The sequence below is a fragment of the Phaeobacter sp. CECT 5382 genome, assembly GCF_001457775.1.
In the GTDB taxonomy this organism is placed as follows: Bacteria; Pseudomonadota; Alphaproteobacteria; order Rhodobacterales; family Rhodobacteraceae; genus Pseudophaeobacter.
The window spans coordinates 67884-94823 of sequence record NZ_CYSG01000004.1 but is presented as its reverse complement, the minus strand read 5'-3'; the positions used below and the strand labels follow the sequence as shown (position 1 = coordinate 94823).

The following is a 26940-nucleotide window of genomic DNA, read 5'->3' as shown; positions in this document are numbered from 1 at the left end:
GTCTATAGGCCGAAAGCAAAAAAGAAGGGGCGAACCATCCGGCTGCCCCCCGCTTTGTGTAGTCAGAACTGTCTGCCTCAGAAACCAGGTCCAGACTGATGGTTCGCATAAATCGCAGCGATTTTCTTCACCGCCTCTTCCGGGCTCAGCTCTTCGCTTTCACCTGTGCGGCGCGAGGTGAGTTCGACCACGCCGTTTTTCAGCCCACGGGGGCCAACAGTGATGCGCCAGGGCAATCCGATCAAATCCATGGTGGCGAATTTGCCGCCCGCACGTTCCTTGCGGTCATCATAGAGCGGATCGAGCCCGATCGCGGTGAGGGCTGCATAAAGCTGCTCACAGGCTGCATCGGCCTCGTCGTCGCCCTGCTTGAGATTGACGATCCCACAATGGAAGGGGGTGACGCCTTCGGGCCAGACGATGCCCTTGTCGTCATGGCTGGCCTCGATGATGGCGCCCAGCAGGCGCGACACACCAATGCCGTGGCTACCCATGTGAACCGGGGTGGGCTTGCCATCGGGGCCTTGGACTGTGGCATTCAGCGCCTCCGAATATTTGGTGCCAAAGTAGAAGATCTGGCCGACCTCGATACCGCGCGCCACGCGGCGGCGCTCTTCGGGTACCTCGTTAAACAGGGCCTCGTCGTGGGTTTCATCGGTGCGGGCATATTTCGAAGTGAACTCTTCGAGCACACCCTGACACTGCTCCACATTGTCATAATCGATCTCGCGGTCACCAAAGCTCAGGTCGGTCACGGCAGAATCATAGAACACTTCCGACTCGCCGGTTTCGGCCAGCACCAGGAATTCATGGGTGTAGTCGCCACCGATTGGCCCACCGTCGGCGCGCATCGGAATGGCCTGCAGCCCCATACGTTCATAGGTGCGCAGATAGGTCACCAGATGGCGGTTATAGGCGTGCAGCGCGTCCTCTTTGGAGAGGTCGAAGTTGTAGCCATCCTTCATGTAGAATTCGCGGCCCCGCATCACGCCGAAACGCGGGCGGATCTCGTCGCGGAATTTCCACTGGATCTGATACATGGTCAGCGGCAGATCCTTGTAGCTGCTGACATGGGCGCGGAAGATATCGGTGATCAGCTCTTCGGCCGTTGGGGTAAACAGCATATCGCGACCGTGGCGATCCTGCATGCGCAGCATCTCTTGGCCGTAGTCGTCGTAGCGGCCGGATTCACGCCACAAGTCAGCGCTCTGGATGGTGGGCATCAGCATCGGCATGTGGCCGGCACGCTGCTGCTCTTCGTGCACGATGCCCTCAAGCTTTTTCAGCACTTTGAATCCCAGCGGCAGCCAGGAATAGATCCCGGCAGAGGATTGCTTGATCATTCCGGCCCGCAGCATGTAGCGATGGCTGACAATCTGGGCCTCGGAAGGGTTCTCTTTCAGAACAGGCAGGAAATAGCGGGACAGGCGCATGTCGGTCTCAATCTTACGAAGGGTTTCCCCTGCGGTCTAAGCCATCATTGCGCGCTATTCAATCATGCTTTGATTCTGGGCTCTGGGCCCCTGCCCCGGGCCCACTGTTAGCGGAAACGCAACGGAACGTCGTTTTTGGCCAGATTTGCCGCTTTAGTTCTTGAATGATGATACCAGTTTCTCAACAGTAGGTGAAGTTTTTTGACAAGCGAGATCCCCATGCAGCACACCGTTCTGGAACCGGCCCGCGAAACTCCGGTCATCCATACCACCGACGTTCTGGTTGTCGGCTCAGGGCCCGGCGGGTTGGCGGCCGCGCTGGCTGCGGCTCGCGCGGGCGTTGAGGTAACGCTGCTGGATCGCTTTGGCTGCTTTGGCGGCAATATCACCACCGTAGGCGTCGAAGGCTTTGCCTGGTATCGCCACGAGCAAACGGTCGAGGCCGGCGGGATTGGCTGGGAATTTGAAGAACGGGCCAAATCCATGGGCGCGGCAGTCCCCGAAAGCCAGTCACTGTCGTATGAGCTGGACAGCGAGGGCTTTAAACTGGTGGCAGACCGCCTGGTCGAAGAGGCCGGCATTCACCCCATGCTGCACCGTACCTTTGTGGCGCCCATCCGCGAGGGCAACCGCATCACCGGCATCATCGTCGAAAGCAAGGCCGGGCGCGAAGCGGTTCTGGCCAAGCGGGTGATTGACGCCACCGGCGACGCCGACATTGCCCAGATGATGGGAGCACCAACGATCAAAACCCCGGTTGAAGAGATGCAGGCGGCCAGCGTCATGTTCCACATCGCCGGTGTCGACAAGCAAAAGTTCATGGAGGGGGTTAAAGCCGACCCGCAAACCTATGCTGATTGGTCAACAGGCGAATGGCAGGTCGAGACCTCGGGCAAGGAAGACGAAATGTATTCGCCCTTTCTGGCCAAACCCTTTGGTCAGGCGATCCGCGACGGGGTGATCCCGGCACATCTCAACACCATTGGCGGCACCTGGGGCGCGGTGCATGACAGTGGCGAGATGACCTACATGAACCTGGTGCATCTTGCAGGTATCGACGGCACCGACCCCGACAGCATGACCCGTGGCGAAATCGAAGGCCGCGCCCAGGCAATGCAGGCGATCAAGGCGCTCAACGCCTACACACCGGGCTGCGAGGCCGCACGACTGCGCAATTTTGGCATGACCATCGGTATTCGCGACACCCGTAAAATCGACGCCCACCACAACATCACCGAAGACGAGACCCGCAATCAGGGCCGGTTCGAGGATACCATTGGCATCTATCCCGAATTCATCGACGGTTACGGCGTCTTGATCCTGCCCACCACTGGCCGCTATATGCAGATCTCCTATCGCTGCATGCTGCCAAAAGGCGTCGAGGGACTGCTAGTCACGGGCCGCGCCATCGGCGGCGACAAGATCGCCCACGCCGCCACCCGTAACATGGCCTGTTGCGCTGTCGCCGGTCAGGGGGCCGGTATCGCTGCGGCGCTGTCTGTCAAAGCTGATACTGCCTTGGATACCGTGGATATCACCGCCGTTCAAACAGAGCTGAAACGTCAGGGCGTGCGGATCCACTAGGTCGCGTCCAGATGGCTTAGTCGTCTTTTATTAAACCGCTTGCGTGTCTTCCTCAAAGGGCACGCAAAAACCTGCCGCGCAAAATCTTTGCGGGCAGACTCAACCTTGCCACTGGCGCGACCATAGGCAATGACTGTGGCACAGTCCCTTTCGCACGCCCCCAGCAACAAGGCAGAGTGTTCATGGCCCTTCCAGCAAAGAAACAGTTCAAATACTGGGGCATCGCCGCTGCGGTCTTTGCCATCCTTCTATGGTCCCTGGGGGATGTGCTGTTGCCCTTCGTGCTGGGCGCCGCCATTGCCTATATGATCGATCCGGTCGCTGACCGGCTCGAATCCCTAGGGCTCAGCCGTGCCGCCTCTACCGCCACCATAATCGTCGTGTCGATCCTGCTGTTTCTAGCGGGTATGCTGGTGGTGCTGCCAACCCTAATTTCCCAGATGATCGATCTTGCGCTTGTCCTGCCCGAAGCGTTTCGGGATCTGCGCGCCTTTGTGCAGACTCATTTCCCCTCGCTGTTCACCGAAGGCAGCCGGGCTCAGCAGACCGTTTCGTCGATCGCCGGCACCCTGCAAGGAAAAGGGATCGAACTACTCGAAGGACTTGTGGGGTCAGCTGCATCCTTACTGAATGTTCTGGTACTGCTGGTGATCGTTCCGGTTGTCGCCGTATATCTCCTGCTGGACTGGGACCGGATGATCGCGCGGGTTGACGCGCTGTTGCCGCGAGATCACGCGCCTATCATTCGCCGCTTGATGAGTCAGGTAGACGCCGTGTTGGCCTCCTTTATTCGCGGCATGGGAACGGTCTGCCTGATCCTGGGTAGCTACTATGCTATCTCGCTCATGATCGTCGGGCTCAACTTTGGCCTTGCCGTAGGGTTCATCGCCGGATTGGTGACGTTCATCCCCTACCTTGGTGCACTGATTGGCGGTGCACTGGCCATCGGCCTAGCCTTGTTTCAGTTCTGGGGCGACTGGTGGTCCATTGGCATCGTCGGCGCCATCTTTGCCGCCGGTCAGGTGATCGAAGGCAACTACCTGACCCCCAAACTGGTGGGCAACTCGGTTGGTCTGCATCCGGTCTGGCTGCTGCTTGCGCTGTCTGTCTTTGGTGCCCTGTTCGGCTTTGTCGGCATGTTAGTGGCGGTTCCTGTCGCCGCCGCTCTCGGAGTCGTTGCACGTTTCCTCGTAGAACAGTATCTGGACAGCCGGTTGTACCAGGGATTGAGCCACCCGGATTCGCAGCAACAAAACGAGCCTTAACATGGCGCAACAATTGAGCTTTGATCTGCCAGCCAAACCAGCGCTGGGGCGGGACGACTTTTTTGTCGCGCCTTCCAATGCCATGGGGGTGGCGCTACTGGATCCCTCGTTTGTCTGGCCCAGTGGCAAACTGGTGCTGACCGGCCCCATGGGATCCGGCAAAACCCATCTCGCCCATGTCTGGGCCAGCCAGTCCGGTGCCAAGATCCTCCAGGCTGCCGATCTATGCGAAGAGCGCGTTCCGGATCTGGCGCAGGGGCCAGTGGTGATCGAAGATGTACCTGCAATCGCTGGCAATACACAGGCACAGAACGCGCTGTTTCACTTACACAATCTAGTTTTGGCAAACGGCCATGCGCTAATGCTGACGGGGCGCGCTTCGCCCAACCTGTGGCAGCTGACGCTGCCGGATTTGCAAAGCCGCGTGCAGGCCGCAACCCATGCCGAACTGCAGGCGCCCGATGATGCCCTGCTGGCCGTGGTACTGGCAAAGCTATTCAACGACCGGCAAGTGACGCCAAAACCGGATGTGATCCCCTATCTGGTGGCGCATATGGATCGCTCCTTTGCCGCTGCTGCAGAAATCGTGGCGCAGCTCGATAACATGTCTCTTTCCGAAGGGCGCACCCTGTCGCGCCCCCTTGCGGTCAGGCTGATGTCACAAGATCGCCCACAAGACGGGGCACAAGAGACAAAATATGTCGCAACCACAGGCAATTGACCTGATCCGGGGCTTGTCCCATCGTGATCCGCGTAACCCAGACCAAATGAGGCGCCCATGACCGCAGCTCAGGATCCTGCCACCTCTGACTGGGGGCCGTTTGGACGCCCGGTTTTTGAAGACCCAAGCGCGCGGGCCTTGTCGCGTGTTGGGGTGGTTGATGTTGGCTCCAACTCTGTGCGTATGGTGATATTTGATGGCGCGGCGCGCAGCCCGGCCTATTTCTACAACGAAAAGATCATGTGCGCCCTGGGGGCCGGCCTGTCCGAGACCGGAAAACTGAACCCGAAGGGCCGCGAACGCGCCCTGTCTGCCCTGCGCAGGTTTCAGCATCTTGCTCAGGGCATGGGCCTGCCAGGTCTGTCAGTGGTGGCAACGGCCGCTGTGCGCGATGCCAGTGACGGCCCTGATTTTTGTGACGAGGTGTTGCGCGAAACCGGGCTGAAGATCTGGGTAATTGATGGTCGCGAAGAAGCACGTCTGTCCGCGCAGGGCGTGCTTTTGGGCTGGCCCGGGTCTTATGGTCTGGTCTGTGACATTGGCGGCTCATCAATGGAGCTGGCGGAAATCCACGACGGCGAGGTTGGCAACCGCATGACCTCCTCGCTGGGGCCTTTGAAACTGCGTGACATCAAAGGTGGGCGGCGGGGACGCAAAAAACACATCGCAGAGGTGATGCAGGATCTCAGCGCCCAGATGGGCAAACAGACGGACCGTCTGTTTCTGGTCGGTGGTAGCTGGCGCGCCATTGCGCGGGTCGACATGATGCGGCGCGGCTATCCTTTACGCGTTCTGCACGAGTACCGAATGACCGCCCGCGATGTGCGCGAAACCCTGAAATACATTGAGGCCACCGATATAGAAGAGCTGCGCAGCGCCTGCGGGATTTCCAGTGCGCGTATGTCATTGGTGCCCTATGCCATCGATGTGCTGTCGCGTCTGGTCAAAACCTTCAAACCCAAGGACATTGCGGTCTCCAGCTACGGGATTCGCGAGGGGCTGTTGTATGAGCAGATGCCGCAGCGGCTGCGCAAGCGTGATCCACTGGTGGAATCATGTCGCTTTGCCGAATCCAAAGACGCCCGCCTGCCCGGCTTTGGTAAAACCCTCTATGATTTTGTTCTGCCGCTGTTCAGCACCGGCCCACAGACCCAGAAACGCCTGATCAAGGCCGCTTGCCTGCTGCATGATGTCAGCTGGCGGGCCCACCCAGACTATCGCGCCGAGGTTTGTTTTGACAATGCCACCCGCGCCAATCTGGGCGGCTTGAAACATTCCGAGCGGATCTTTCTGGGCCTTGCCCTGCTGCACCGCTATCGCAACAAACGGCAGGGAACCGCCTTCGAGTATCTTTATGATCTGTTGGATGAAAAAGGCCAGAAAGAGGCCGAAATCCTGGGCAAGGCCATGCGGTTTGGCGCCATGTTGATGGTCAGCGAAGATGGCGACATCGGCCGACTGAAGTGGCAACCACGCAAACGCCACCTCTGCCTGGAGTTGCCCCGCGCCAATAAGGATCTGTTTGGCGAAGTGGCTGAAGGGCGGCTGAAGTCTCTGGCCGACGCACTTGAGGCCGAGCTTAGCGTCAAGATCACCAAGTGAGTTAGGAAGGCACGCCCGACAGAAACCTATAGTGACCCGCAACAACAGACCATAAAGGTCGGCTTCTATAGGTCGGTGGCACCATTGTCGCCATCAAGGTCCGAGGATTTCGGATCCTCGGGTTCTGGCTGTTTCTTACGGATGATAATATCACCATTTGGCAGAATTTCGGGCACCTCATAGACGCTCCAATCCTCAACCTTGTCGACGATCTCAGCTAGGGCTGGCCCCATTTCGGAAAGAAAATTCTGCATCGAAGGCCCGATGGTTGCCATCAGCTCTTCTAACTCTTCAAGCGACGGCGCCATTTCCTTGCGCAGCCCTTCCCAGAACAGTTCGGCACCGCGCTCCATCAGGCTAGAACCATTGTTGTTGTCGTTGCTTCCCTCCTTCTCCTCGGCAGAAGCCGGTGTGGTCAGAACTGACAGAGAGACAAGTGCAGGGACAAGAAGATGTTTCATGAGACCGATATAAGCTTTTTGCAAAGGAAATTTAAGTCAAGTCGAGATCGAGCGAGACGGGAAAATGATCAGAGGCCGCCAGAAGCGCTTCGCGCAGGCTCTCGTCAGCATAGCATTCCGCATCCTCAAACGGGTGCCAGATCCGCCAGCGTGGGTTATAGACGTCTAGCCCATTTGAAATCATGACATAGTCAAGCAGCGCACTAAAATATCTCTTGGTTTCAGGATTGTAGAAACGTGATGTCGAAGGAGCCATAGGCTGGCGCGGCTGCAAAAGGCTTAGCGCATGAGGATCCCTCAGCTCTTGCCCCATGACGATCTCGACCGAGGACTTGCCAAAGAGGCGCTCATATTCATCCAACCCCGGGCCATCGTTGAGATCCCCCAGAACAATCAGATGCTCTCCAGCATCAACCTGTTCTTTGACGCGCCGGTGCAACCAGATTGCCTGGGCCAACTGCTTGCGGCGATTGGCTATCGACAGGCGGGCCACTTCCTTTTGATTGCTCGCCCCATGTGGTGACTTCGACTTCAGGTGGGCGCCGATCATGCGCAGCTCAGTGCCGCCCTTGGTTCTTACATTCAATTCCAGCGGTGGTTTTGAAAATTTCACGCGATCCATGCGGTCGTCCACATCCAAATCGATATGAAAGACATCCGTGAAACCAGGTGCCTGTTCGCTGGATTGCGGATCAACCCGTACGCTCAATACATTGGGGTCAAAAAGCAGGGCAATTTCCTGATAGGTGTCATTGGCGGATCCGGTTACCGCCGCACTGGTGCGCAGCCCGGCTTCGGCAGCAAATCGTTTCAACGCGCGGGTCGCATGCTGGTTGTGCCCAGAATTTGGCGCCTCAATCACCATGATTGCATCGGCATCCAAACGCTGCAAAACCTGGGCAATTGCCATGCCCTGCGTATAGCGATCCACACCGTAGCGGCCCGATGACTTGCCATCCAGCATCAAGCGGTCCTCATCATCAAACAGATGCGAAAACCATTCGATATTATAAGTGACAAGGCGCATGTGCTAAGCCTGCTGAAGGGGCGCGTGACCCCGGCATCCGTTGATTTCGTCCCAGGCGCGATTAATGTCGATCATCCGCTTTTCTGCCAGGCGCACAGCTTCTTCGGGCACGCCGCGCCCAATCATCGCATCGGGGTGCGTGTCGCGGACCAACTGGCGCCAGTGTTTGCGGATCTGGTCTCGTGGCATATCCGGCGCCACCCCAAGAACCGTATACGGATCCTTTGGCGCATCCGGTACAAAGCGGGCTCGCAATGCCTGAAATTGCTCGGGCGTCTGGCCAAAGATCCGGCTGACCTCTTCAAGAAACTCATTCTCGCCGGGATGATAGAACCCATCGGCCATGGCAATGTGAAACAACCCTTCCATCAGATCACAAAGGGTGGTTGGATCGGCGGCAAACATGCGCTGGATACGGGCCGCATAGTCCTGGTACCCGGCAATATCAGTCCGCGCCATGTCAAAGACCCGGGCGGCGCCGGCCTCGTCGTTCTGCGCGATCTGGAACACCTCACGAAAGGCCGTGACCTCATCGCGCGTCACTTGCCCATCCGCCTTGGCCATCTTGGCTCCCAGCGCGATCACGGCAATGGCAAAAGCCACCGAACGTTCCGGTGGCGCACGCAGTCGGTCAAAGACATCGCCGAGGCTTTCGCCCTGTGTCAGCGCCGAAAGGGCATCAGAAATACGGGTCCAAAGTGACATAAGATCAACCTACTGCGGAAAGGTGGCTCTGTCAGCGCCGGATGCGCCGAAAACCACAATATCAGGAATACGCAAGCGACATCCCGCCCGGAACAAAGGCGTTATCACCGCAACACACGTCGCCCATGCGGGGTGTCAAACTCTGCCTCAAACCCGGCAGCTGCGGTCTCAAAAACAATACGGTCATCTGCCAGCGGCAGAAGGGTTTGCAACTCGTTTGCCTGCGGGTGCAGGATCGTCAACCGGTGCAGGCTGCATCCCTGCTGCTGCAAGCGCGCCGCCGGGTGCACCGAATGCCACTGCATCAGGGCCGGAAAGGCATTATCGAAGGGCAGGATACCGTCCTGTGGCACGGCCATTTCCCACGTTAGATCACCACGCGTGAGTGCAACCGGCGTTCCTACTCCATCTGGCAGATCCGCCAGTTGACCTGCCAGATCATCGCAGCGGCAGATCCAATTGCTGATCCGGGCAGAGCCGGAAAAACGATCCAGATCGAACCAGCGCGGTTGCCGCTGAGGCGTCAGATCCGGGTCGATAGCAATGGCTTCGAGATAGAGCCCATCCGCAAGGCCCAGCAGTTGATTATGAGTGCCAAAAACCAGATGTTGACCACCCGGTTGCAAGGCCACGCCCAGGGCCTCTTCGACATGGGCCGTAGCCTCCTGCAGTGTTTCGCCTGCCACCGCCAGATGATCAAATGTCATTGTTTGCTCTCCTCTTGTGCCGACACTACCCCAGCGATCTGGAGGCGCAAGAGCCCGAATTTCCAGAGCTCGCCCAAGACGCCTGCCATTAGCGAACCAGTCAAAGAAAATCTGCGCCAGCGTCTACAAGCTCTGCCAAAATGCCCTAACAAAAGAAAAGGCGAAGCAACCCGATGGGTCACTCCGCCTCAGTCCATCATTTCAGTGGGTCCGCTTAGCTGCGTGCGGCCCGGATCAGTTTCAGGATATCCTGCGCCGCCTCGGGGATATTGGTGCCGGGGCCAAAGATCGCCTTGACGCCATTGTCATAGAGGAACTGATAGTCCTGCTGCGGGATAACACCGCCACAGATCACCAGAATGTCCTCGGCACCCTGTTCTTTGAGTTCTTTGACCAGTTGTGGTGCCAGGGTTTTATGACCCGCTGCCTGGGATGAGATGCCAATCACATGCACATCATTGTCGATGGCGTCCTGTGCCGCTTCGGCAGGGGTCTGGAACAAGGGGCCTACGTCGACGTCAAAGCCGATATCGGCAAAGGCCGTGGCGATGACCTTGGCGCCGCGGTCATGGCCATCCTGACCCATCTTCACCACCAAAAGACGCGGGCGACGGCCCTCTTCTGCGGCGAAATCCTCGATCGACTTCTGGATTGCGGCAAAGCCTTCGTCGCCCTCATAGGCGGCGCCATAGACACCGGCCAGGGTCTTAACCTCGGCGCGGTGACGGCCGAATTCCTTTTCCATCGCCATGCTGATCTCTCCAACTGAGGCCCGCGCCCGGGCAGCCTCGACAGCAGCCTCCAGCAGGTTTCCACCTTCTTTCGAACGCCTGGTCAACTCATCCAGCGAGGCCTGGCAGACGGCGTCATCACGATCAGCGCGCATTTTCTCCAGCCGGGCGATCTGGCTTTCACGCACTGCGACGTTGTCCACATCCAGAATATCGATGGGGTCTTCTTTTTCCTTGCGGTATTTGTTGACGCCAACGATCACCTCTTCGCCGCGGTCAATCATCGCCTGACGGCGGGCCGCACTTTCCTCGATGCGCAGTTTCGGCATGCCAGAGGCAACAGCCTTGGTCATGCCCCCCATCTCTTCGACCTCGGTCATCAGCGCCCAGGCTTTGTCAATCAGCTCGTTCGTGAGGCTTTCGACATAGTAAGACCCTGCCAGCGGGTCGACCACATTGGTCACGCCGGTTTCTTCCTGCAGCACCAGCTGCGTGTTACGCGCGATACGGGCGGAAAACTCGGTCGGCAAGGCGATCGCTTCGTCCAGCGCATTGGTATGCAGCGACTGCGTGCCGCCCAGAACCGCCGACATCGCCTCGTAAGCCGTTCTGATCACGTTGTTATAAGGGTCTTGCTCTTGCAGCGACACGCCCGAAGTCTGGCAGTGCGTACGCAGCATTTTGGACCGGTCGGACTTGGCGTCGAACTCGGTCATCACCCGGTGCCACAGGGTCCGAGCGGCGCGCAGTTTGGCGATCTCCATGAAGAAATTGGTGCCGATGGCAAAGAAGAAGCTGAGGCGGCCGGCGAATTTGTCGACATCCATGCCTGCCTCGGTGGCGGCACGCACGTATTCACGACCATCGGCCAGCGTATAGGCCAGCTCTTGCACCAGGTTCGCGCCGGCTTCCTGCATGTGATAGCCGGAAATCGAGATCGAGTTGAACTTGGGCATCTCATTTGATGTGTATTCAATGATATCCGAGATGATCTTCATCGACGGCTCGGGCGGGTACACATAGGTGTTGCGGACCATGAATTCCTTCAGAATGTCGTTCTGAATGGTGCCCGCCAGCAGCGCCTTGTCGTGGCCCTGCTCTTCGCCTGCAACGATGAAACTGGCCAAAATGGGGATGACAGCACCGTTCATCGTCATTGAGACCGAGACCTTGTCCAGCGGAATACCGTCAAACAGGATCTTCATATCCTCAACACTGTCAATCGCCACGCCGGCCTTGCCGACATCGCCGACAACGCGTTCATGATCGCTGTCATAGCCACGGTGCGTCGCCAGATCAAAAGCAACCGAGACCCCCTGTTGACCAGCCGCGAGATTGCGCCGGTAAAAGGCGTTGGATTCTTCTGCCGTTGAAAAGCCCGCGTATTGCCGAATGGTCCAGGGACGCCCTGCATACATCGTGGCCTTGACGCCACGGGTGAAGGGGCCAAATCCCGGCAGCGTGCCCATGTGTGGCAGCTCTGCGGTATCTTCTTCTGTGTAAAGCGGCTTTACCTCGATACCTTCGAGGGTCTTCCAGGTCAGGTCTTCGAGGGGGCGGCCACGGAGCTCTTTTTCAGCCAGAGCCCGCCAATCGTCTGTCTTGCTTGTCATCGGGTGTTCCTCTTGTCTTATCTGTTTGGGGCAGGTTTACTCCCGCCACCTTGTGTTCTGGATCCTGTACCAGCTGCGCCAGCCCATCGGCCCCCGCAACCAGCCACATCAGATCATCTGCATAATTCTCACGCAGCAGCGCGGTTTGCCCGCTGGCAAAGGGCCGCCAGCGCCCCTCGCCCGCAGGCAGGTCACGCGCAGCCATCGGCGCCATGTGGCGCCGTAAATCTTCCAGTCGCAATGCGCTGTTGAGCCGGACCCGCGCGTGGGTCTTTGGAGTCTCCTTCCCCGTCAGCAGCGACAGCTGCGTTTCGGGGCGGCCGCCAAAGGTCTCAAAGGGGAGAACCTTGATCTCCACCTCTGGCATGGCGCAGGCGATATCAGTGATCACATCGCGCCAGCTACGCCGCGCCTCTGCCAGCCGCTGTAAGTGCGACGCCTGTGGCACAGAAATGCCACGCGCAACCGCACAAGAAATTACCGAGGCCCAATAGGCCTCAAGACTGCGAATATTTAGCGCAATCGAGGTGATAGCCCCATCAAACGCCGCGAAAAACCGCGTCATTCGGTCCCCAACATCACCATAAAGCTCTGCCTGGTAGAGATTGGCGCGTGCACTACCGATAACATTCTCGTCGCTGATCAGCAGCTGCTGGATACCACGCGCGCGATGACTATCGAGTTTCATCCGCAAACGGCCCTGCGCACGTTTCGCCTGGGCCTTTTTGCTATGGAACGATGGTACCGGCAGGACACCGTGGAACAGCCCCTTGCGGGTGTGACGTGGCCCCCAGACCCCAATTCCATTTCCCTCAAGCTCGGCTGCGTTTTGACGCAGATACTCCTGAAACGAAGAGGTGGCGCATCGGTGCGCTCCAAGATGAAGACAGACTTGCATCACATTTCCAATTCTTTGGACAAGAGGCGCATTTTGCGCCCCTGGGAAGGGAATTGGCGCAATTCTTGCCTGCAGACCCTCTCAAAGCGATTAACATTGCTGAACTTTTTTCCCTCGGGCTGCCAATTGCCCATCGCATTTGCCGTGCAGGCGCATATATTGAGGCCAGTAGGAGACACTATGAAACCATCTCTCAGCCCTGCCCTAACCTTTGTTTTGGCAAGTTTTCTTCCGCTCATCCAGCCTTTGGCGGTCTTCGCAGCTGAACCCGAGGCATCCGCCTTGGTCCAAGCAGGTGAAACCGCTGATCTTGGCAGCTTTCTCTGGCTGAAACGTCCGGTCGTGGTCTTTGCGGACAGCCCACAAGATCCCCGCTTCAAAGAGCAGATGGACCGGTTGACTGCAGAAGCTGACGCGCTGCTGGACCGTGACGTTGTGGTGCTGACGGATACAGATCCGGCAGCCCGGTCACAGCTGCGCCAAAAGCTGCGGCCGCGTGGCTTCATGCTGGTGCTAGTGGGCAAGGATGGCGGTGTCAAACTGCGCAAACCACATCCCTGGACGGTGCGCGAGCTGACCCGCAGCATCGACAAGTTTCCTGATCGCCTGCGTGAAGTTGAAGAACGCCGGGAAAAATAACTCTCTGAAGAACGGCCTTCAGGCGTTTGAAAGTTATTGAAAACCCTTAGCCGTTGCCGCGAACGTAGATCACGGCCTTGGCCTGGGGATCGACCACCAGAACAGCGCGCCCCTCGGGGATAAAGGCCATCCGCGAGGCCGGGTTCATGATCGCCTGATGATAGATCGACTTGACCAGTTCGCTCATGCAATTGACGCCGGCCAGGCCAGAATTCAGCACTCCAATCCCATGGGGCAGATCGCGCGACATGATCGCCTCGACCAGCGCGTTGGGAGATTTGCCGCCAACTTTGAAGACCACCGATTGCCCCTCGGCCAGCATCTTGAGTCCGGTATCGACCGACCGTGCCGGCTCCAAAAGGGACGAAATGCGCGTAGATTCGGCGTGAAAGACTGCCGCTGTACAGCTGCTGGTGGAAGCAAAGAAATAGGTGTCGCCCAGTGTGACCCAATCGCCAAGCTGAGCGCGCAATTCTTCTTCCTTGTCCAGCGCACAGCCAGTCAGAAGGGAAAGAAGCGAGATCAGAGCTATGGCCAAACGGAACATGCGGCACCTTGATAGAAAGCAATACTATCGGTCTCGCATGAAGGTCTGAAGATTTGGTGCATGGCCCCCCCCCCGCCGCCAAGCCCTCTGCGATGGAGGCAGGCATTGCGGAAATAAGGGCAGGCATCGGGCGCGGCGCGACCGCCTCCCGGTAGCAGGGCTCTGCAAGCGGGGCATAGCCCCCCGCCTGCAGCAGCCCGCCTATGCCTGCCCCCTGTGTCACCCTTCGAATTCCATGATCACATCGTCAACCGCCAGACTGTCACCGGCACTTGCGTTGATCTTGGCAATCACGCCTTTCTTTTCGGCGCGCAGGATGTTTTCCATCTTCATCGCTTCGACAGTACAAAGCGCCTGCCCTTCTTCGACCTCTTGGCCAACCTCAACATCGACCTTCACGATCAAACCCGGCATCGGGCAAAGCAGCAGCTTCGAGGTATCGGGAGCCACTTTTTCCGGCATCAACTGTGCCAGTTCCGCCTGACGCGGGGTGCGCACATGCACCTTGAGGTCGGCGCCGCGGGCGCGAATACGGAAGCCGCCCGAGATTTTGCCGACTTTCAGCACCAGCGGGCTGCCATCCACATCCAGTTTGGCCAGCTGATCACCCGGCGTCCACTTGCTGGCCAAGCGTGTCTGGCCACCATCTTTGAACACAACGGTAGAGCCCAGCTGGTCTGCCTCGATTGAGACCGCAAAATCCTGCCCCTGCAGCGAAACAACCCATTCGGTGCCAACCCGGCGTTCATGATTGTCCATCCGGCCAGAAACCCGCGTGCGGCGAATTTCCGCAACCCGGTGCATCGCCGCCGCCGAAGCTGCAATACGACGCAGTTCTGCCTCTGGCAGCTCAACACCGGTGAACCCTTCGGGGTACTGCTCTTCAATAAAGGCGGTGGTCATGGTGCCCTCGATAAAGATCGGGTGATCCATCACAGCCGACAGGAACGGCAGGTTGTGGCCGATGCCTTCGACCTCAAACCCGTCCAGCGCGTTGCGCATCGCTTCAATCGCCTCATCACGTGTTGGCGCCCAAGTGCAAAGCTTGGCAATCATCGGGTCATAGTACATCGAGATTTCGCCGCCCTCATAGACGCCGGTATCATTGCGTATTGCAAAAGAGCCTTCGGGGGCATCGCCCTGCCATTTGCCATTTTCCAACATCAGGCCGGCGGCCTGTTCTGCTGGCGGGCGATAGCGGGTCAAACGGCCAATCGATGGCAGGAAGCCGCGATAGGGATCTTCGGCATAGAGACGGTTCTCAATGGCCCAGCCGTTCAGCTGAACGTCATCTTGCGAAATGCTCAGCGGTTCACCATTTGCAACCCGGATCATCTGTTCAACCAGATCAACACCAGTGATCAATTCGGTCACGGGGTGTTCCACCTGCAAACGGGTGTTCATTTCAAGGAAATAGAAATTCTTGTCACCATCGACGATGAATTCCACGGTACCGGCCGAGGCATAATCCACCGCCTGCGCCAGCGCCACCGCCTGTTCACCCATGGCTTTGCGGGTGGCTTCATCCAGGAAGGGGCTTGGTGCTTCCTCAACAACCTTTTGCTGGCGACGCTGGATCGAACATTCACGTTCGCCCAGATAGATGCCATTACCGTGGGCGTCGCAGAGCACCTGAATTTCGATGTGGCGCGGCTGCGTCACGAACTTCTCGATGAAGATGCGATCATCCCCAAAGGAATTTGCAGCCTCGTTCTTGGATGACTGGAAACCTTCGCGGGCCTCTTCATCGTTCCAGGCAATCCGCATGCCCTTACCGCCGCCACCAGCAGAGGCCTTCAGCATCACCGGATAGCCGATCTCATTGGAGATCTTGACCGCCTCATCGGCGTCCTCGATCAGGCCCATGTGACCCGGAACCGTTGAGACGCCAGCGTCTTGAGCGATTTTCTTCGAGGTGATCTTGTCACCCATCTTTTCGATGGCACCGACAGGGGGGCCAACAAAGGCAACGCCCTCGGCAGCCAAAGCCTCGGCGAATTTGGAGTTTTCCGACAAAAAGCCATAACCGGGATGAACAGCCTGCGCACCTGTTGAGCGGATTGCCTCCATCACCTTGTCGATGACGATATAGGACTGATTGGCGGGCGGTGGGCCGATATGCACGGCTTCGTCAGCCATTTGCACATGCAGGGCCTGCTTGTCCGCGTCAGAATAGATGGCGACAGTCTTGATGCCCATTTTACGCGCGGTCTTGATAACACGGCAGGCGATTTCGCCCCGGTTCGCGATCAGGATCTTTTCAAACATTGGCAGTCCCTTGTTCTTGTGTATGCCGGAATGCAAAACGCCGCAGTCGAGCCAATGGCTCGTCCGCGGCGTTTGCGTGAATTTCTATAGCCAACCCAAAAGGTCGGCGGATCAGTGTGTCAGATGCGGAGCCCGCCCTAGCAGCGGCTGGGGTTTTCCTTGCAATAGATGAGATTGGCCGCGACCCCGACAGCTGCCCCGGTGACCGGATTGCCGTCAAGCAGCACCGAGCCAAGAGCCCCCGCGCCCGCGCCATAAAGCGCCTGCTCACCCGTTGTTTCGCCACACCCTGCAAGCCCGGTGCAAAGTCCAAGGCCGAGACTGAAAATGATTGCCCGCATATTGATACCCCTTCTATCTGGGAGAGTTTGTTTCTCTCCCAAGAAGCAGGCTGGACGACACGGTGCAATGCAACAGCCCGATCCTGCTGCATATAGGCAGCACAGCGCTCAAAGGTACCAAACGCTCGGCGGGGATTTGCCACTCCATTTCCCAGTCCAGCGGGTTGCCCATTCCAGCGTTGCGCCGTTGTCAGACCCAGCCCCGGGGCAAAGGCAGCCGCCCCGCACCTGTGCCCGCACCTGTGTACGGCGGCAGGGGCACGAGGTTTCGCGCTAAAAAAGATCTGCGGGGCAGGGTCTGTGCCAAAAGAGATCGCGCGGCCAAAAGCCACCGCTGCTCCCTTTTGCCAAGCCAGATCCCCTGCCCCGTTCATTACAGAATGCTCCCGTCGAAAGCATCCGGAAACGACAGCTGCGCAGCGTCGACATCAATCACCAGCAAAGCTTCATAGGATGCCGGATCAAAGGGATCTTCGGCTGGCAGAACCTCGCGACCAAAGAGCCAGCTCAACCGGCCAGCATCCAGATTGCCACGTTCAAAGGGTTGATCACCGAACTGCTGCAGAAGGGCCTGCATGAAGGCCGCATCGGCGCGGCGGTCGGCGGGTTTGCGGTCGCGAAAGCGTTCGCGTTTTGTCAGCGCAGTCACCCCTTTGGGGTTGGGACGGCGCACGACGAATTGAAAATCTGTTCCCGGCAGGCGGCCAGGAAATCCACGGTGTTTCAGCATGAGAGTGCCTCCAATCCGGCACCCCGAGGGACGGCTGGGGCCGGCCACAGGGCCGGACCCCTATCGTCGTTACTTGTATTTGCCGGTGTAGGCTGGTTCGACCGAAATGGGCTCGGGCTCAACCACAACGAATTCTTCTTCGCGATTGCCACAGGCGGCAACCATCGCCAGCAGACCTGCCAGCGTGATAAACTTGATGCTCTTGGACATTGCTGTCTCCTGAATGTGTTTCCGAGACCGGCTAGAACCATGGTTCTGTCCAGCATTCTGCCCAGCCTCAACCTCAATTTTTGAATGATACTGCGACCATTCGCGCCAAGAATAGCTGGGATAGAGGCCAAATCACATCGAAAAGCGGGCGGCACAGGGGCCTGTGACTGCAAAGACGCAAAAATCCGCTGACCTGGGCGGGACGCCGCAAGATGTTGTAGATCCATCAGAATGCCTCCCAGATGCAGCCATCGGAAGCCGGACGGTAGGCTTCAAAAAACTGGGTGGCTTCGGCATCTTTGGTGCCAAAGGCAACGGGTCGGTCTGACAATGAGATCACCACCCGTGCGGGGGCAAGGTCAAAGCGGCGCAGATAATCCAGCACCAGCGACTCGCACAGATGGTCCATATCCGCAGCGCTGCGCTCATAGGTCATTGCTTCGGAAGATTTTGCTACAGCATCAGAGACATCTGCCGACCGCTCGATTGCCGGGGCGACAAATCGAAACCGCGCCCAAAGCTCTCCGGGACTTTCGTCCAACAGGACCTCGTTCAGTGCGACTGCCTGTCCCGATGGCACCTCGACAGCGATAGGTTTACCTGCGCTTTGAGCGCGCGCAACAGCTGGCAGGGAAGCCATCATCGACAGCGCCACCAAAGGCATTACAAGATCACGGGCAAGCTGTGCCATATATCCGCAGCCCCGACCCCAAACTAGTTGAGCTCCTCCTGCCGGGGCTGCTGGCGCTGCGCCTAGGGCGCGCGCTGTCTCTATATGGCTGGCGCGGATCATGGTGCCGATTCGCTTCCTTTGTCAAACTCTGCTGCGCATTTGCGCAATTTCTCTGCCTGCTGCGCATTTTGCAGGCCCGATCCGGAGCTAACGCGACGTTGCGCATGCCGAACCCAACGCTGACGCTTGCTCTCATCTTCAAGCACAGCCGCGATTTTCGCTGCCAGATTGCTGGGAACGCGCCCTGCAACCCGACCTCCTGCGGTGACCAACAGGCCGCCCTCAGAGCGCTCAATGCGCACGACCGGTGAAAAGCCACGCGTACTTTGCACCGCCCGCCACATATCCTGTCGAACTTGCTGCGACACCCGCAGCGGATCCGCCAAAGGCAGCTCTGCCCTGACCGCGACGTCAAACCGCGCGGGGGTCTGACGGCATAGCGTCAAAGCCCCCTCCTCGCGCAGGATATGCCAGCTTTTGTGGCGCATCACCTACCCCGCCTTACAGAGGAATATTGTCGTGTTTTTTCCATGGGTTCTTCAGCGACTTGCCGCGAAGCGAAGCAAAGGCACGAGAGACCCGACGGCGAGTGGATTTCGGCTGGATCACCTCGTCGATGAAGCCACGTTCTGCTGCCACAAATGGATTGGCAAAACGATCCTCATAGTCAGCCGCATGGGCCGCAATCTTGTCAGCATCCCCCAAATCGGCGCGATGGATGATCTCGGTCGCCCCCTTGGCACCCATCACCGCAATTTCAGCGGTTGGCCAGGCGTAGTTGAAATCACCGCGCAGGTGCTTGGAGGCCATCACGTCATAGGCCCCACCATAGGCCTTACGGGTAATCACGGTCACCTTTGGAACCGTAGCTTCGCCATAGGCAAACAGCAGCTTGGCGCCGTGTTTGATGACGCCGCCGTATTCCTGGCTGGTGCCTGGCAGGAAGCCCGGAACATCAACCAAAGTCAGGATTGGGATTTCAAAGCAATCGCAGAAGCGCACAAAGCGTGCCGCCTTGCGCGAGCTATCGATATCAAGACAGCCTGCCAGAACCATCGGCTGGTTGGCCACAATACCAACGGTCTGCCCCTCAAGGCGGATAAAACCGGTGATGATGTTCTTGGCGTAGTCTTCCTGGATCTCGTAGAAATCACCCTCGTCTGCCACCTTGGTGATCAGCTCTTTCATGTCGTAGGGCGAATTGGGATTTGCCGGGATCAATGTATCCAGGCTGTCTTCGATGCGACCTGGTTCATCAAAGAAGGGACGTACGGGCGGCTTTTCGCGATTGTTGAGCGGCAGGAAATCGACCAGGCGGCGGACTTCGGCCAAGGCCTCCACATCGTTTTCAAAGGCACCATCTGCGACAGAAGATTTCTTGGTATGGGTGGAGGCACCACCAAGCTCTTCGGCAGTAACGACCTCGTTGGTGACGGTTTTGACCACATCAGGGCCGGTCACAAACATGTAGGAGGTGTCTTTGACCATAAAGATAAAGTCGGTCATCGCGGGCGAATAGACAGCGCCACCAGCACAGGGCCCCATGATCACCGAGATCTGCGGCACGACGCCGCTGGCCATGATATTGCGCTGAAACACCTCGGCGTAACCTGCCAACGAGTCGACGCCTTCCTGAATACGCGCACCACCAGAATCGTTCAAGCCGATGATGGGTGCCCCATTTTGGATTGCCATATCCTGAATTTTGCAGATCTTCTGCGCATGAGTTGCCGACAGTGACCCGCCAAAGACGGTGAAGTCCTGGCTGAACAGATAGACCATGCGACCATTAATCGTGCCCCAGCCGGTAATCACACCATCACCGGCAGGCTTTTGTTCTTCCATGCCAAAATCGGTACAGCGATGCGAAACGAACATGTCGAACTCTTCAAAGCTGTCTTCGTCCAGCAGAAGCTCGATACGTTCGCGGGCGGTCAGCTTCCCACGCCCGTGTTGCGCATCAATGCGACGTTGACCGCCACCCAGCCGCGCGGCATTGCGACGGTCTTCCAGCTCGGACAGAATATCTTTCATGGCATAGGTCCCCATATAGAATTTGGCGCAGCTTATCGCGGCGCAGGAAGAGACCAAAGGCAATTCTCGCAAATTTGCAAATATTTTGCATACACCAGTCGCAAATCTGAATAACTGCTAACCCATCGAATATTGTTTCCAAAATCGATCCAATGCGACATATTTTTGCTGCAAAGCGTTCACTCTATGTTCAATTCTTTCGCCACATCATCCAGCTCACTTCAGCCGATATTGAGCAGGACGTTGAGTAGAACCATGCTAAGTCAAAACGAAATTATCGAAGCGATGCAATATGATCGCTTCCACTTCAGCAACCCGATAAACACCGCCCAGGAAGGGCGCATCCAGATCAGCTATCAGTTTGCAGGCGGTGGCGCGCCCGGGGATCTGCCGACAGCTGGACAATATGGAGGCTGGCGAGGCCTCAGCCCGGCCGAAAAGGCCAGCTTCGAGGCCGCCCTTGCCCATATAGAGACCTTTCTCAATGTCGACTTCGTCCAGGTGCAGCGCACCGCCGATCCAGATCTCAATGTCGCTGCAGTGGCGCTGCCCGGGGCCACCATCGGCAATGGCGGCTATTCGGTGCATTACCGCGGCAACACGATCACCCAATGGGATGGATTTGTCGCCTATGATGCCGACCTGGACCTTGCAGCCCATAGCAACATGGATCTTTTGTTGCACGAAATGGGTCATGCGCTTGGATTGCACCACACATTCGAGGCCAGCCAAGAGCTGCCGGACCCTTATGACAGCAACCTGTACTCCGTCATGTCCTACCGCCCCAACCCGCTGAACGGCGAAGATAGTGATGCGATGATGCTCTTTGATGTTCTGGCCCTTCAGGACATCTGGGGTGCGGCCGCCTACAATGAGGGGGACACCACCTATACCGGGTGCCGCAATCAGACCGTTGACAGCCTGTGGGACAGCGGCGGCGTCGATACCCTGAATGCAAAGGGGCGCAACAGTTCTGTGAGCCTCGACCTGCGTCAGGGCGCCTTTTCTTCCTTTGACGCGGATCATGACGTGGTGATCACCTTTGGAACTGAAATCGAGAATGCTTTTGGTGCCAAGGGAAGTGATCGCATTGTCGGCAATGAGCTCGACAACCTGTTGCTGGGCAAAGGTGGGCGGGATTACCTGTCCGGCAAACAGGGGAACGACAGGTTACAGGGGGGCTACGGCCGCGACACCCTGAAGGGGGGCAACGGCGAGGACTACCTGATTGGCGGCGGCAAGGGGGATCAATTGCGCGGCGGCAATGGCGATGACAAGCTGGTTGGCAACAGAGGCTGGGACAGACTGCACGGTCAGGGCGGAGATGACCTGCTGGTAGGAGGTCGCGGTCGCGACACCTTCATCTTCAAGAACCAGGGCGGCAATGACACGGTGCGGGATTTTTCCGTCGCAGATGATTGCCTCAAGATCCTGAGCTATGGAACATCTCGGCAGCTGCTAGAACAGGCAACCGACACCGCCGATGGCGTGTTGTTTGACTTTGGCGATGGTAACAGCCTCTTGCTCCGCGACGTCACTCTTGCCGTACTGAGTGATGACTTCCTGATTTGAGCCCACGACCAATAGACAATCCTCCGAGGCTGAACTAAGCCCTTAACATGCAAAGCACCCAGCCCCCTCGCCCCAAAGGCTTGAGCAAACCCCATATCGCCACTCTGATCCTACTCGCCGGTCTTTCGGCGCTGGCGATGAATGTCTTTCTGCCCTCGCTGCCCGGCATGGCCGAGCATTTCCAGGCAGACTACCGACTGATGCAGCTATCGGTAGCGCTCTATCTTGGGGTCAATGCTGCGGTGCAGATCGTGGTTGGACCCATTTCTGATCAGATGGGCCGTCGTCCCGTCATCCTGATTAGTATCGTTTTGTTCCTTCTGGCGACTTTGGGCTGTATCTATGCGCCCTCCGCAGAAGCGTTTTTGGTCTTTCGCATGTGCCAGGCCGCCATTGCCGCTGCCATGGTTCTCAGCCGCGCTGCCGTGCGTGACATCTATGATACCGATCAGGCGGCCAGCATGCTGGGCTATGTCACCATGGGCGTCGCCGTGGTGCCGATGGTCGGCCCGATCATTGGCGGCGTGCTTGATCAGGCCTTCGGCTGGCAGGCCAATTTCTGGCTGCTGATCCTGTTTGGAGCATTCGTCTATCTGCTCACCTATTTCGACTTTGGGGAGACCGCCCGAAAGAGCGGCAAGACTCTGGCCGCTCAATTTCGCGAATACCCGGAGCTGTTCAAATCGCCACGGTTTTGGGGCTACTCGCTGGCCTCAGGTCTCGCCTCGGGGGCGTTTTTTGCCTATCTCGGTGGTGCGCCCTTCCTTGGCGCGCAGGTTTACGGGTTAAGCCCGGCCCTGTTTGGCCTTTATTTCGCAGCCCCGGCTGTGGGCTATTTCTTCGGCAACTTCATTTCCGGACGCTATTCCGTCCGCATAGGCATCAATACGATGGTTCTGTGGGGCTGCGTGATCAACGGAGTCGGCGTCGGGATTTCCCTGGGGCTGGCACTGGCTGGCCTGGATAGCGTCACCTCGTTTTTCGGCTTCATGTGCTTTGTCGGCCTCGGCAATGGCATGGCCATTCCCAATGCCACGGCTGGCGCTATTTCCGTTCGCCCACATCTGGCAGGCTCAGCATCAGGGTTGAGCGGCGCGATCATGCTCGGCGGCGGCGCCGGGCTCAGCGCCATGGCCGGCTGGGTTCTGGTCCCCGGCACCACCGCCGTGCCCCTACTGTTGATCATGTTTGTTACAGCACTTCTGGGGCTTGCCTCTATTGCCCTGGTGATCAAACGCGAAAGATCCCTCGGCTAACCCCAGTCGGCCACCTCGCCTGTCGGGAACCCGGCAAACAGCCCGCCTGAACCTGGCTCAGCTCCTCTCACACGTTTGCATCCGCAGTATTTGCATTTATACAGAAACGCAGTCAGCGATTTGCAAAGGTGTGTATGATGGCTATCCAGAAACTCTATGCCGGTGCCAAACTGCGCGAAATGCGGTCGGGCCTCAAACTGACGCAGAAGGATTTTGCCGCCAAACTCGGCGTCTCGCTGCCCTATCTCAACCAAATGGAAAACAATAACCGACCGGTTTCGACCACCGTTGTTCTGGCACTGGCACAGGAATTCGGCATGGATGTCACCGAGCTGTCGGCAGGTGACAGTGAGCGTCTGGTCAGTGATATGCGCGAAGCCATGGCCGATCCGGTCTTTGCCGATGACGCACCACCATTGGCAGACCTGCGTCTGACAGCCTCGAATGCGCCCGCCCTCGCGCGCGCCTTTCTCAGCCTGCATCGCGCCTATCGACAGACCCATGAACGCCTTGCCTCTCTGGACGAAGCACTTGGACGCGAAGATTCCCGCATCCAGGCGAGCCCTTGGGAAGAAGTGCGCGATTTTTTCCACTACTGCGACAACTACATTGATGCGGTGGACCGCGCAGCAGAACGTTTTGCCGGATCTGCCGATGTACGCACGGCTGCCACCCTGGCACTGGAAAACGCGGGTATCACCATTACCTTTTGCGACATGGACGGGCTGCGCGGCTATGATGCCAACCAGCGCATCCTGCGCCTGTCCAATCAGTCCAGTCCGCCGACGCAGGTATTTCAGTTGCTGTTGCAGGTGGCCTTGCTGAGCCAGGACAGCCTGCTCGAAGCGACATTGGATTTTGCCCGTTTTCAAAGCGACGAGGCCCGCGCCATCGCCAAGATCGGCCTGGCCAACTACTTTGCCGGTGCCGCCCTGATGCCCTATGCCCGCTTTCTGGCCGCCGCACAGGAGGACCGCCACGATCTGGAACGGCTGGCCACCCGGTTTGGCGCCTCGATCGAACAGGTAGCCCACCGGCTGTCGACCCTGCAACGTCCCGGTGCCAAGGGCATTCCGTTTTTCTTTGTACGGGTTGATCAGGCGGGCACCATCACCAAACGCCATTCGGCCACAAGGTTGCAATTTGCCCGCTTTGGCGGTGCCTGCCCCCTTTGGAACGTACATCGCGCCTTTGAAACGCCCGGGCGTTTCCTGCGCCAGCTGGCAGAAACACCGGATGGGGTGCGCTATATCTCTCTGGCACGGGATGTGTCGAAATCGGGTGGCTCCTTTGGTTCACCCGTCCGGCGCTATGCCATCGCCTTGGGCTGCGAGGTGCGCCATGCGGATGCGCTAGTCTATGCGGATAATCTGGATATGAGCCACGCCTCAGCCTATGAGCCCATCGGCATTTCCTGCCGCATATGTGAGCGCCCCAATTGCCACCAACGCTCTGTGCCACCGCTGGAACGGCGGCTCAGCATCAACAATGATCAGCGGGGCATTTTGCCCTATGAGGTGAAATGACCGACAGCAATGGTACAGCTCCCTAACAGCGCGCGGCAGGATGTTCCGGGCGTGGTACAGCGCCGCCGAAGGAGAAGCTGGTTCGCAAAACGAAAAAGGGGACGCCAAGCGCCCCCGAAACTCGTTACAACACAACCGAACTTCCCTCAGGCCAACAAAAAACGGCCGTTTGGAAAATGTCTGATCGGGATCAGGCCTTGGCCAGAATTCCCCAGATTTCGTCTTTCAAAGCCCCGCGTTTTTTGCGCAGCTCAACTTCCACCAACTCCTCAACCGGCTCGACATTCGTCTCGGCCCGGTGCACAGCGCGGTTCACTTCGTGATAGTCGTCCGCCAGCTTTGAGAAATGCGAGTCAGACTGTTTCAGCTTGCTCATCGCATCAACTTTGTCTGGAAATTCTTCTGCCAGTTCATGGGGCGTGTTTGACACCTGTTCGCTCCTTATCTTAGGTTCGAATGCAGAATATGGTGCCGTGCCCTATGCGACCTTGACGCGGATCAAATAGAGACCTGTAAAATATACTTTTCGGCCATCATTTTTGCCGCAACGTCAAGAAAATGTTAACGATCCCATCTACGCGCACGATTCGACCAAAGAAAAACCGTCCCAACCGATAACAGCTGGGACGGTTTTCTTTTTCGGTAAAAGAGGCAGATGCCTTTAGCGCTGTCTCTCCTGCCAATTCTTGTGAAACCAGGCTTCAGCATTGGAGGATGGCAGGCGACGGCCCAAGATGTGATCTGATGCTTTCTCGCCCGTCATAATGGAAGGCCCGTTAAGGTTGCCATTGGTGATCCGCGGAAAGATCGAACTATCTGCAACGCGCAGCCCCTCGACCCCGATCACCCGGCATTCCGGATCGACCACGGCCATCGGGTCATCCAGTGCGCCCATCTTGCAGGTGCCGCAGGGATGATAGGCACTTTCGGCGTGCTCGCGGATAAACCCGTCCAGCTCTTCGTCGCTTTGCAGCGCTCCCCCGGGCTGGATTTCATGTTTGACAAAGGGTTTCATCGCATCCTGAGCAAAGATTTCCCGAGTCAGACGCACGCATTTACGAAAATCGATCCAGTCCTTTTCCGTCGACATGTAGTTGAACTGGATTTTCGGCGCATCTTTAGGGTCGGCGCTGGCCAGGGTGACCTCGCCCCGCGAGTCAGAACGCATCGGTCCCACATGCGCCTGAAACCCATGTCCTTCGGCTGCAGCCTGGCCATCATAGCGCACCGCAATCGGCAGGAAATGATATTGAATGTCAGGGTAGTCCACCCCCTTATCCGAGCGGATGAAGGCGGCGCTTTCAAACTGGTTTGAGGCCCCCAGTCCGGTCTTGCTGAACAGCCACTGCGCACCGACCCAGGCCTTGCCGAATATATTCCAGTACTTGAACAGGGTGATCGGCAGTTTAGAGGCAAACTGAAAATAGAATTCCAGATGGTCTTGCAGGTTCTGGCCCACGCCGGGACGATCCGCCACCACTTCGATGCCATGTTCAGCCAGATGTTTGGCCGGGCCAATACCTGATAGCATCAGCAATTTGGGAGAGTTGAGAGAGCTTGCCGCCAGAATGACCTCCACCCCAGCCTCGATCACTTCGATTTTGCCACCACGTTCCACTTCGACACCTGTGGCGCGCCCGTCCTTGATCACCACCTTCCGGGCAAGCGCGCGGATCATGTCGCAATTGTCCCGCTTCAGTGCCGGGCGCAAATAGGCATTTGCCGCCGACCAGCGCCGCCCCTTGTAGACCGTCATCTCCATCGGGCCGAAACCCTCTTGCTGCTCGCCATTGTAGTCTTCGGTGACCGGATACCCGGCCTGGGCGCCGGCCGAAACAAAGGCGTCATGCAGGGGGTTATCGCGAGGGCCTCGGGTGACATGCAGCGGACCATCCTTACCGCGCCAATCCGCATCGCCGCCCTGCCCGCGCGCATTCCAGGTTTCCATACGCTTGAAGTAGGGCAGCACATCGGCAAAGGACCAGCCCTGCGCACCGCTTTCAGCCCAGTGGTTGTAGTCGCCGGCATGGCCGCGCACATAGACCATTCCGTTGATCGAAGACGAGCCGCCAATCACCTTGCCACGCGGTGTGACCAGTTCGCGGTTGTCGAGATGCGGCTCAGGCTGCGATTTGTAGCCCCAATCATAAAGCGACATATTCATCGGATAGCTCAGCGCACCGGGCATCTGAATCAGCGGCCCTACATCCGTGCCGCCATGTTCGATCACCAGAACGGTCTTGCCCGCCTCCGACAGCCGGTAAGCCATGGCACAGCCCGCAGAACCTGCACCGACAATCACATAATCCGCTTTCATCACTTCTCTCCGTCAGCTGG

25 protein-coding genes are annotated in these 26940 nt (G+C 58.0%); 8 read left to right on the top strand and 17 right to left on the bottom strand.

Going from position 1 to position 26940, the window contains the following annotated elements:
* Positions 1-77: 77 nt before the first annotated feature.
* Positions 78-1433: a proline--tRNA ligase gene (proS, locus tag PH5382_RS05825; protein ID WP_058333424.1), complete on the bottom strand. Its 1356-nt coding sequence runs from the start codon at positions 1431-1433 to the stop codon at positions 78-80.
* Positions 1434-1652: 219 nt separating this feature from the next.
* On the opposite strand from proS, the gene PH5382_RS05820 reads away from it, so the two are divergent.
* The 4 genes from PH5382_RS05820 (at position 1653) to PH5382_RS05805 (ending at position 6605) form a co-directional block, all read left to right on the top strand.
* A complete protein-coding gene (locus PH5382_RS05820; RefSeq protein WP_058333423.1) occupies positions 1653-3017 on the top strand; it encodes an FAD-dependent oxidoreductase in 1365 nt (454 codons plus the stop codon).
* 182 nt (positions 3018-3199) lie between these two features.
* On the top strand, positions 3200-4282 hold the full coding sequence (locus tag PH5382_RS05815; RefSeq protein WP_058333422.1) for an AI-2E family transporter: 1083 nt from the start codon (positions 3200-3202) through the stop codon (positions 4280-4282).
* Position 4283: 1 nt separating this feature from the next.
* Positions 4284-5003 carry a P-loop NTPase family protein gene (locus PH5382_RS05810; protein ID WP_058333421.1) on the top strand — a complete coding sequence of 240 codons (720 nt, stop codon included), beginning with the start codon at positions 4284-4286 and terminating at the stop codon, positions 5001-5003.
* 57 nt (positions 5004-5060) lie between these two features.
* Entirely contained in the window at positions 5061-6605 is a 1545-nt protein-coding gene (locus tag PH5382_RS05805; protein ID WP_058333420.1) for a Ppx/GppA family phosphatase, read from the top strand.
* A 65-nt stretch (positions 6606-6670) separates the two neighbouring features.
* Here the strand turns inward: PH5382_RS05805 and PH5382_RS05800 are convergent, their stop codons facing one another.
* The 6 genes from PH5382_RS05800 to PH5382_RS05775 all read right to left on the bottom strand — a co-directional run bounded on the left by PH5382_RS05800 (position 6671) and on the right by PH5382_RS05775 (position 12747).
* Positions 6671-7066: a hypothetical protein gene (locus PH5382_RS05800; protein ID WP_058333419.1), complete on the bottom strand. Its 396-nt coding sequence runs from the start codon at positions 7064-7066 to the stop codon at positions 6671-6673.
* A gap of 31 nt (positions 7067-7097) precedes the next feature.
* A complete protein-coding gene (locus tag PH5382_RS05795) occupies positions 7098-8093 on the bottom strand; it encodes an endonuclease/exonuclease/phosphatase family protein (protein ID WP_058333418.1) in 996 nt (331 codons plus the stop codon).
* A 3-nt stretch (positions 8094-8096) separates the two neighbouring features.
* Positions 8097-8798, bottom strand: coding sequence for a TerB family tellurite resistance protein (locus PH5382_RS05790; RefSeq protein ID WP_058333417.1), 702 nt, complete (start codon positions 8796-8798; stop codon positions 8097-8099).
* 104 nt (positions 8799-8902) lie between these two features.
* Positions 8903-9505: a VOC family protein gene (locus tag PH5382_RS05785; protein ID WP_058333416.1), complete on the bottom strand. Its 603-nt coding sequence runs from the start codon at positions 9503-9505 to the stop codon at positions 8903-8905.
* A 214-nt stretch (positions 9506-9719) separates the two neighbouring features.
* Positions 9720-11849, bottom strand: coding sequence for a methylmalonyl-CoA mutase (gene scpA / locus PH5382_RS05780; RefSeq protein ID WP_058333415.1), 2130 nt, complete (start codon positions 11847-11849; stop codon positions 9720-9722).
* Positions 11812-12747 carry a hypothetical protein gene (locus PH5382_RS05775; RefSeq protein ID WP_058333414.1) on the bottom strand — a complete coding sequence of 312 codons (936 nt, stop codon included), beginning with the start codon at positions 12745-12747 and terminating at the stop codon, positions 11812-11814. Before PH5382_RS05775 ends, scpA begins: the two co-directional genes overlap by 38 nt.
* Before the next feature lie 180 nt (positions 12748-12927).
* On the opposite strand from PH5382_RS05775, the gene PH5382_RS05770 reads away from it, so the two are divergent.
* Positions 12928-13386, top strand: coding sequence for a DUF4174 domain-containing protein (locus PH5382_RS05770; protein ID WP_058333413.1), 459 nt, complete (start codon positions 12928-12930; stop codon positions 13384-13386).
* 46 nt (positions 13387-13432) lie between these two features.
* Here the strand turns inward: PH5382_RS05770 and PH5382_RS05765 are convergent, their stop codons facing one another.
* The 8 genes from PH5382_RS05765 to PH5382_RS05735 form a co-directional block, all read right to left on the bottom strand.
* A complete protein-coding gene (locus PH5382_RS05765) occupies positions 13433-13933 on the bottom strand; it encodes a hypothetical protein (protein WP_058333412.1) in 501 nt (166 codons plus the stop codon).
* 219 nt (positions 13934-14152) lie between these two features.
* Positions 14153-16201 carry an acetyl-CoA carboxylase biotin carboxylase subunit gene (locus PH5382_RS05760; RefSeq protein ID WP_058333411.1) on the bottom strand — a complete coding sequence of 683 codons (2049 nt, stop codon included), beginning with the start codon at positions 16199-16201 and terminating at the stop codon, positions 14153-14155.
* A 137-nt stretch (positions 16202-16338) separates the two neighbouring features.
* Positions 16339-16542: a hypothetical protein gene (locus tag PH5382_RS05755; protein WP_058333410.1), complete on the bottom strand. Its 204-nt coding sequence runs from the start codon at positions 16540-16542 to the stop codon at positions 16339-16341.
* 373 nt (positions 16543-16915) lie between these two features.
* Positions 16916-17272, bottom strand: coding sequence for a hypothetical protein (locus PH5382_RS05750; protein WP_058333409.1), 357 nt, complete (start codon positions 17270-17272; stop codon positions 16916-16918).
* A 69-nt stretch (positions 17273-17341) separates the two neighbouring features.
* A complete protein-coding gene (locus PH5382_RS19940; protein WP_009811816.1) occupies positions 17342-17482 on the bottom strand; it encodes a hypothetical protein in 141 nt (46 codons plus the stop codon).
* Positions 17483-17708: 226 nt separating this feature from the next.
* Positions 17709-18173: a DUF6497 family protein gene (locus tag PH5382_RS05745; RefSeq protein WP_231751806.1), complete on the bottom strand. Its 465-nt coding sequence runs from the start codon at positions 18171-18173 to the stop codon at positions 17709-17711.
* A 98-nt stretch (positions 18174-18271) separates the two neighbouring features.
* Entirely contained in the window at positions 18272-18703 is a 432-nt protein-coding gene (locus PH5382_RS05740; protein WP_058333407.1) for a hypothetical protein, read from the bottom strand.
* Between the two features lie 13 nt (positions 18704-18716).
* Positions 18717-20249 (bottom strand): acyl-CoA carboxylase subunit beta, encoded by a 1533-nt coding sequence (locus PH5382_RS05735; RefSeq protein ID WP_058333631.1) that lies wholly within the window; start codon positions 20247-20249, stop codon positions 18717-18719.
* Positions 20250-20504: 255 nt separating this feature from the next.
* Between PH5382_RS05735 and PH5382_RS05730 the strand changes: the two genes are divergently transcribed.
* From PH5382_RS05730 to PH5382_RS05720, 3 genes are all read left to right on the top strand, one after another.
* Entirely contained in the window at positions 20505-21821 is a 1317-nt protein-coding gene (locus tag PH5382_RS05730) for a M10 family metallopeptidase (RefSeq protein ID WP_058333406.1), read from the top strand.
* Positions 21822-21868: 47 nt separating this feature from the next.
* Positions 21869-23077 (top strand): multidrug effflux MFS transporter, encoded by a 1209-nt coding sequence (locus PH5382_RS05725; protein ID WP_058333405.1) that lies wholly within the window; start codon positions 21869-21871, stop codon positions 23075-23077.
* 137 nt (positions 23078-23214) lie between these two features.
* Entirely contained in the window at positions 23215-24603 is a 1389-nt protein-coding gene (locus PH5382_RS05720; RefSeq protein WP_058333630.1) for a helix-turn-helix domain-containing protein, read from the top strand.
* Between the two features lie 190 nt (positions 24604-24793).
* On the opposite strand, the gene PH5382_RS05715 is transcribed toward PH5382_RS05720, so the two are convergent.
* Together PH5382_RS05715 and betA are read right to left on the bottom strand one after the other, a co-directional pair.
* Positions 24794-25033, bottom strand: a complete 240-nt coding sequence (locus PH5382_RS05715) for a YdcH family protein (protein WP_058333404.1) — start codon at positions 25031-25033, stop codon at positions 24794-24796.
* Between the two features lie 231 nt (positions 25034-25264).
* Positions 25265-26920: a choline dehydrogenase gene (gene betA, locus PH5382_RS05710; RefSeq protein WP_058333403.1), complete on the bottom strand. Its 1656-nt coding sequence runs from the start codon at positions 26918-26920 to the stop codon at positions 25265-25267.
* Positions 26921-26940: the final 20 nt, after the last annotated feature.

What these genes read in the sequence shown, in the direction of transcription:
- proS (WP_058333424.1), bottom strand. Translation starts at nt 1,433, where the DNA reads ATGCGCCTGTCCCGCTATTTCCTGCCTGTTCTGAAAGAGAACCCTTCC.
- PH5382_RS05820 (WP_058333423.1), top strand. Translation starts at nt 1,653, where the DNA reads ATGCAGCACACCGTTCTGGAACCGGCCCGCGAAACTCCGGTCATCCAT.
- PH5382_RS05815 (WP_058333422.1), top strand. Translation starts at nt 3,200, where the DNA reads ATGGCCCTTCCAGCAAAGAAACAGTTCAAATACTGGGGCATCGCCGCT.
- PH5382_RS05810 (WP_058333421.1), top strand. Translation starts at nt 4,284, where the DNA reads ATGGCGCAACAATTGAGCTTTGATCTGCCAGCCAAACCAGCGCTGGGG.
- PH5382_RS05805 (WP_058333420.1), top strand. Translation starts at nt 5,061, where the DNA reads ATGACCGCAGCTCAGGATCCTGCCACCTCTGACTGGGGGCCGTTTGGA.
- PH5382_RS05800 (WP_058333419.1), bottom strand. Translation starts at nt 7,066, where the DNA reads ATGAAACATCTTCTTGTCCCTGCACTTGTCTCTCTGTCAGTTCTGACC.
- PH5382_RS05795 (WP_058333418.1), bottom strand. Translation starts at nt 8,093, where the DNA reads ATGCGCCTTGTCACTTATAATATCGAATGGTTTTCGCATCTGTTTGAT.
- PH5382_RS05790 (WP_058333417.1), bottom strand. Translation starts at nt 8,798, where the DNA reads ATGTCACTTTGGACCCGTATTTCTGATGCCCTTTCGGCGCTGACACAG.
- PH5382_RS05785 (WP_058333416.1), bottom strand. Translation starts at nt 9,505, where the DNA reads ATGACATTTGATCATCTGGCGGTGGCAGGCGAAACACTGCAGGAGGCT.
- scpA (WP_058333415.1), bottom strand. Translation starts at nt 11,849, where the DNA reads ATGACAAGCAAGACAGACGATTGGCGGGCTCTGGCTGAAAAAGAGCTC.
- PH5382_RS05775 (WP_058333414.1), bottom strand. Translation starts at nt 12,747, where the DNA reads ATGCAAGTCTGTCTTCATCTTGGAGCGCACCGATGCGCCACCTCTTCG.
- PH5382_RS05770 (WP_058333413.1), top strand. Translation starts at nt 12,928, where the DNA reads ATGAAACCATCTCTCAGCCCTGCCCTAACCTTTGTTTTGGCAAGTTTT.
- PH5382_RS05765 (WP_058333412.1), bottom strand. Translation starts at nt 13,933, where the DNA reads ATGTTCCGTTTGGCCATAGCTCTGATCTCGCTTCTTTCCCTTCTGACT.
- PH5382_RS05760 (WP_058333411.1), bottom strand. Translation starts at nt 16,201, where the DNA reads ATGTTTGAAAAGATCCTGATCGCGAACCGGGGCGAAATCGCCTGCCGT.
- PH5382_RS05755 (WP_058333410.1), bottom strand. Translation starts at nt 16,542, where the DNA reads ATGCGGGCAATCATTTTCAGTCTCGGCCTTGGACTTTGCACCGGGCTT.
- PH5382_RS05750 (WP_058333409.1), bottom strand. Translation starts at nt 17,272, where the DNA reads ATGCTGAAACACCGTGGATTTCCTGGCCGCCTGCCGGGAACAGATTTT.
- PH5382_RS19940 (WP_009811816.1), bottom strand. Translation starts at nt 17,482, where the DNA reads ATGTCCAAGAGCATCAAGTTTATCACGCTGGCAGGTCTGCTGGCGATG.
- PH5382_RS05745 (WP_231751806.1), bottom strand. Translation starts at nt 18,173, where the DNA reads ATGGCACAGCTTGCCCGTGATCTTGTAATGCCTTTGGTGGCGCTGTCG.
- PH5382_RS05740 (WP_058333407.1), bottom strand. Translation starts at nt 18,703, where the DNA reads ATGCGCCACAAAAGCTGGCATATCCTGCGCGAGGAGGGGGCTTTGACG.
- PH5382_RS05735 (WP_058333631.1), bottom strand. Translation starts at nt 20,249, where the DNA reads ATGAAAGATATTCTGTCCGAGCTGGAAGACCGTCGCAATGCCGCGCGG.
- PH5382_RS05730 (WP_058333406.1), top strand. Translation starts at nt 20,505, where the DNA reads ATGCTAAGTCAAAACGAAATTATCGAAGCGATGCAATATGATCGCTTC.
- PH5382_RS05725 (WP_058333405.1), top strand. Translation starts at nt 21,869, where the DNA reads ATGCAAAGCACCCAGCCCCCTCGCCCCAAAGGCTTGAGCAAACCCCAT.
- PH5382_RS05720 (WP_058333630.1), top strand. Translation starts at nt 23,215, where the DNA reads ATGGCTATCCAGAAACTCTATGCCGGTGCCAAACTGCGCGAAATGCGG.
- betA (WP_058333403.1), bottom strand. Translation starts at nt 26,920, where the DNA reads ATGAAAGCGGATTATGTGATTGTCGGTGCAGGTTCTGCGGGCTGTGCC.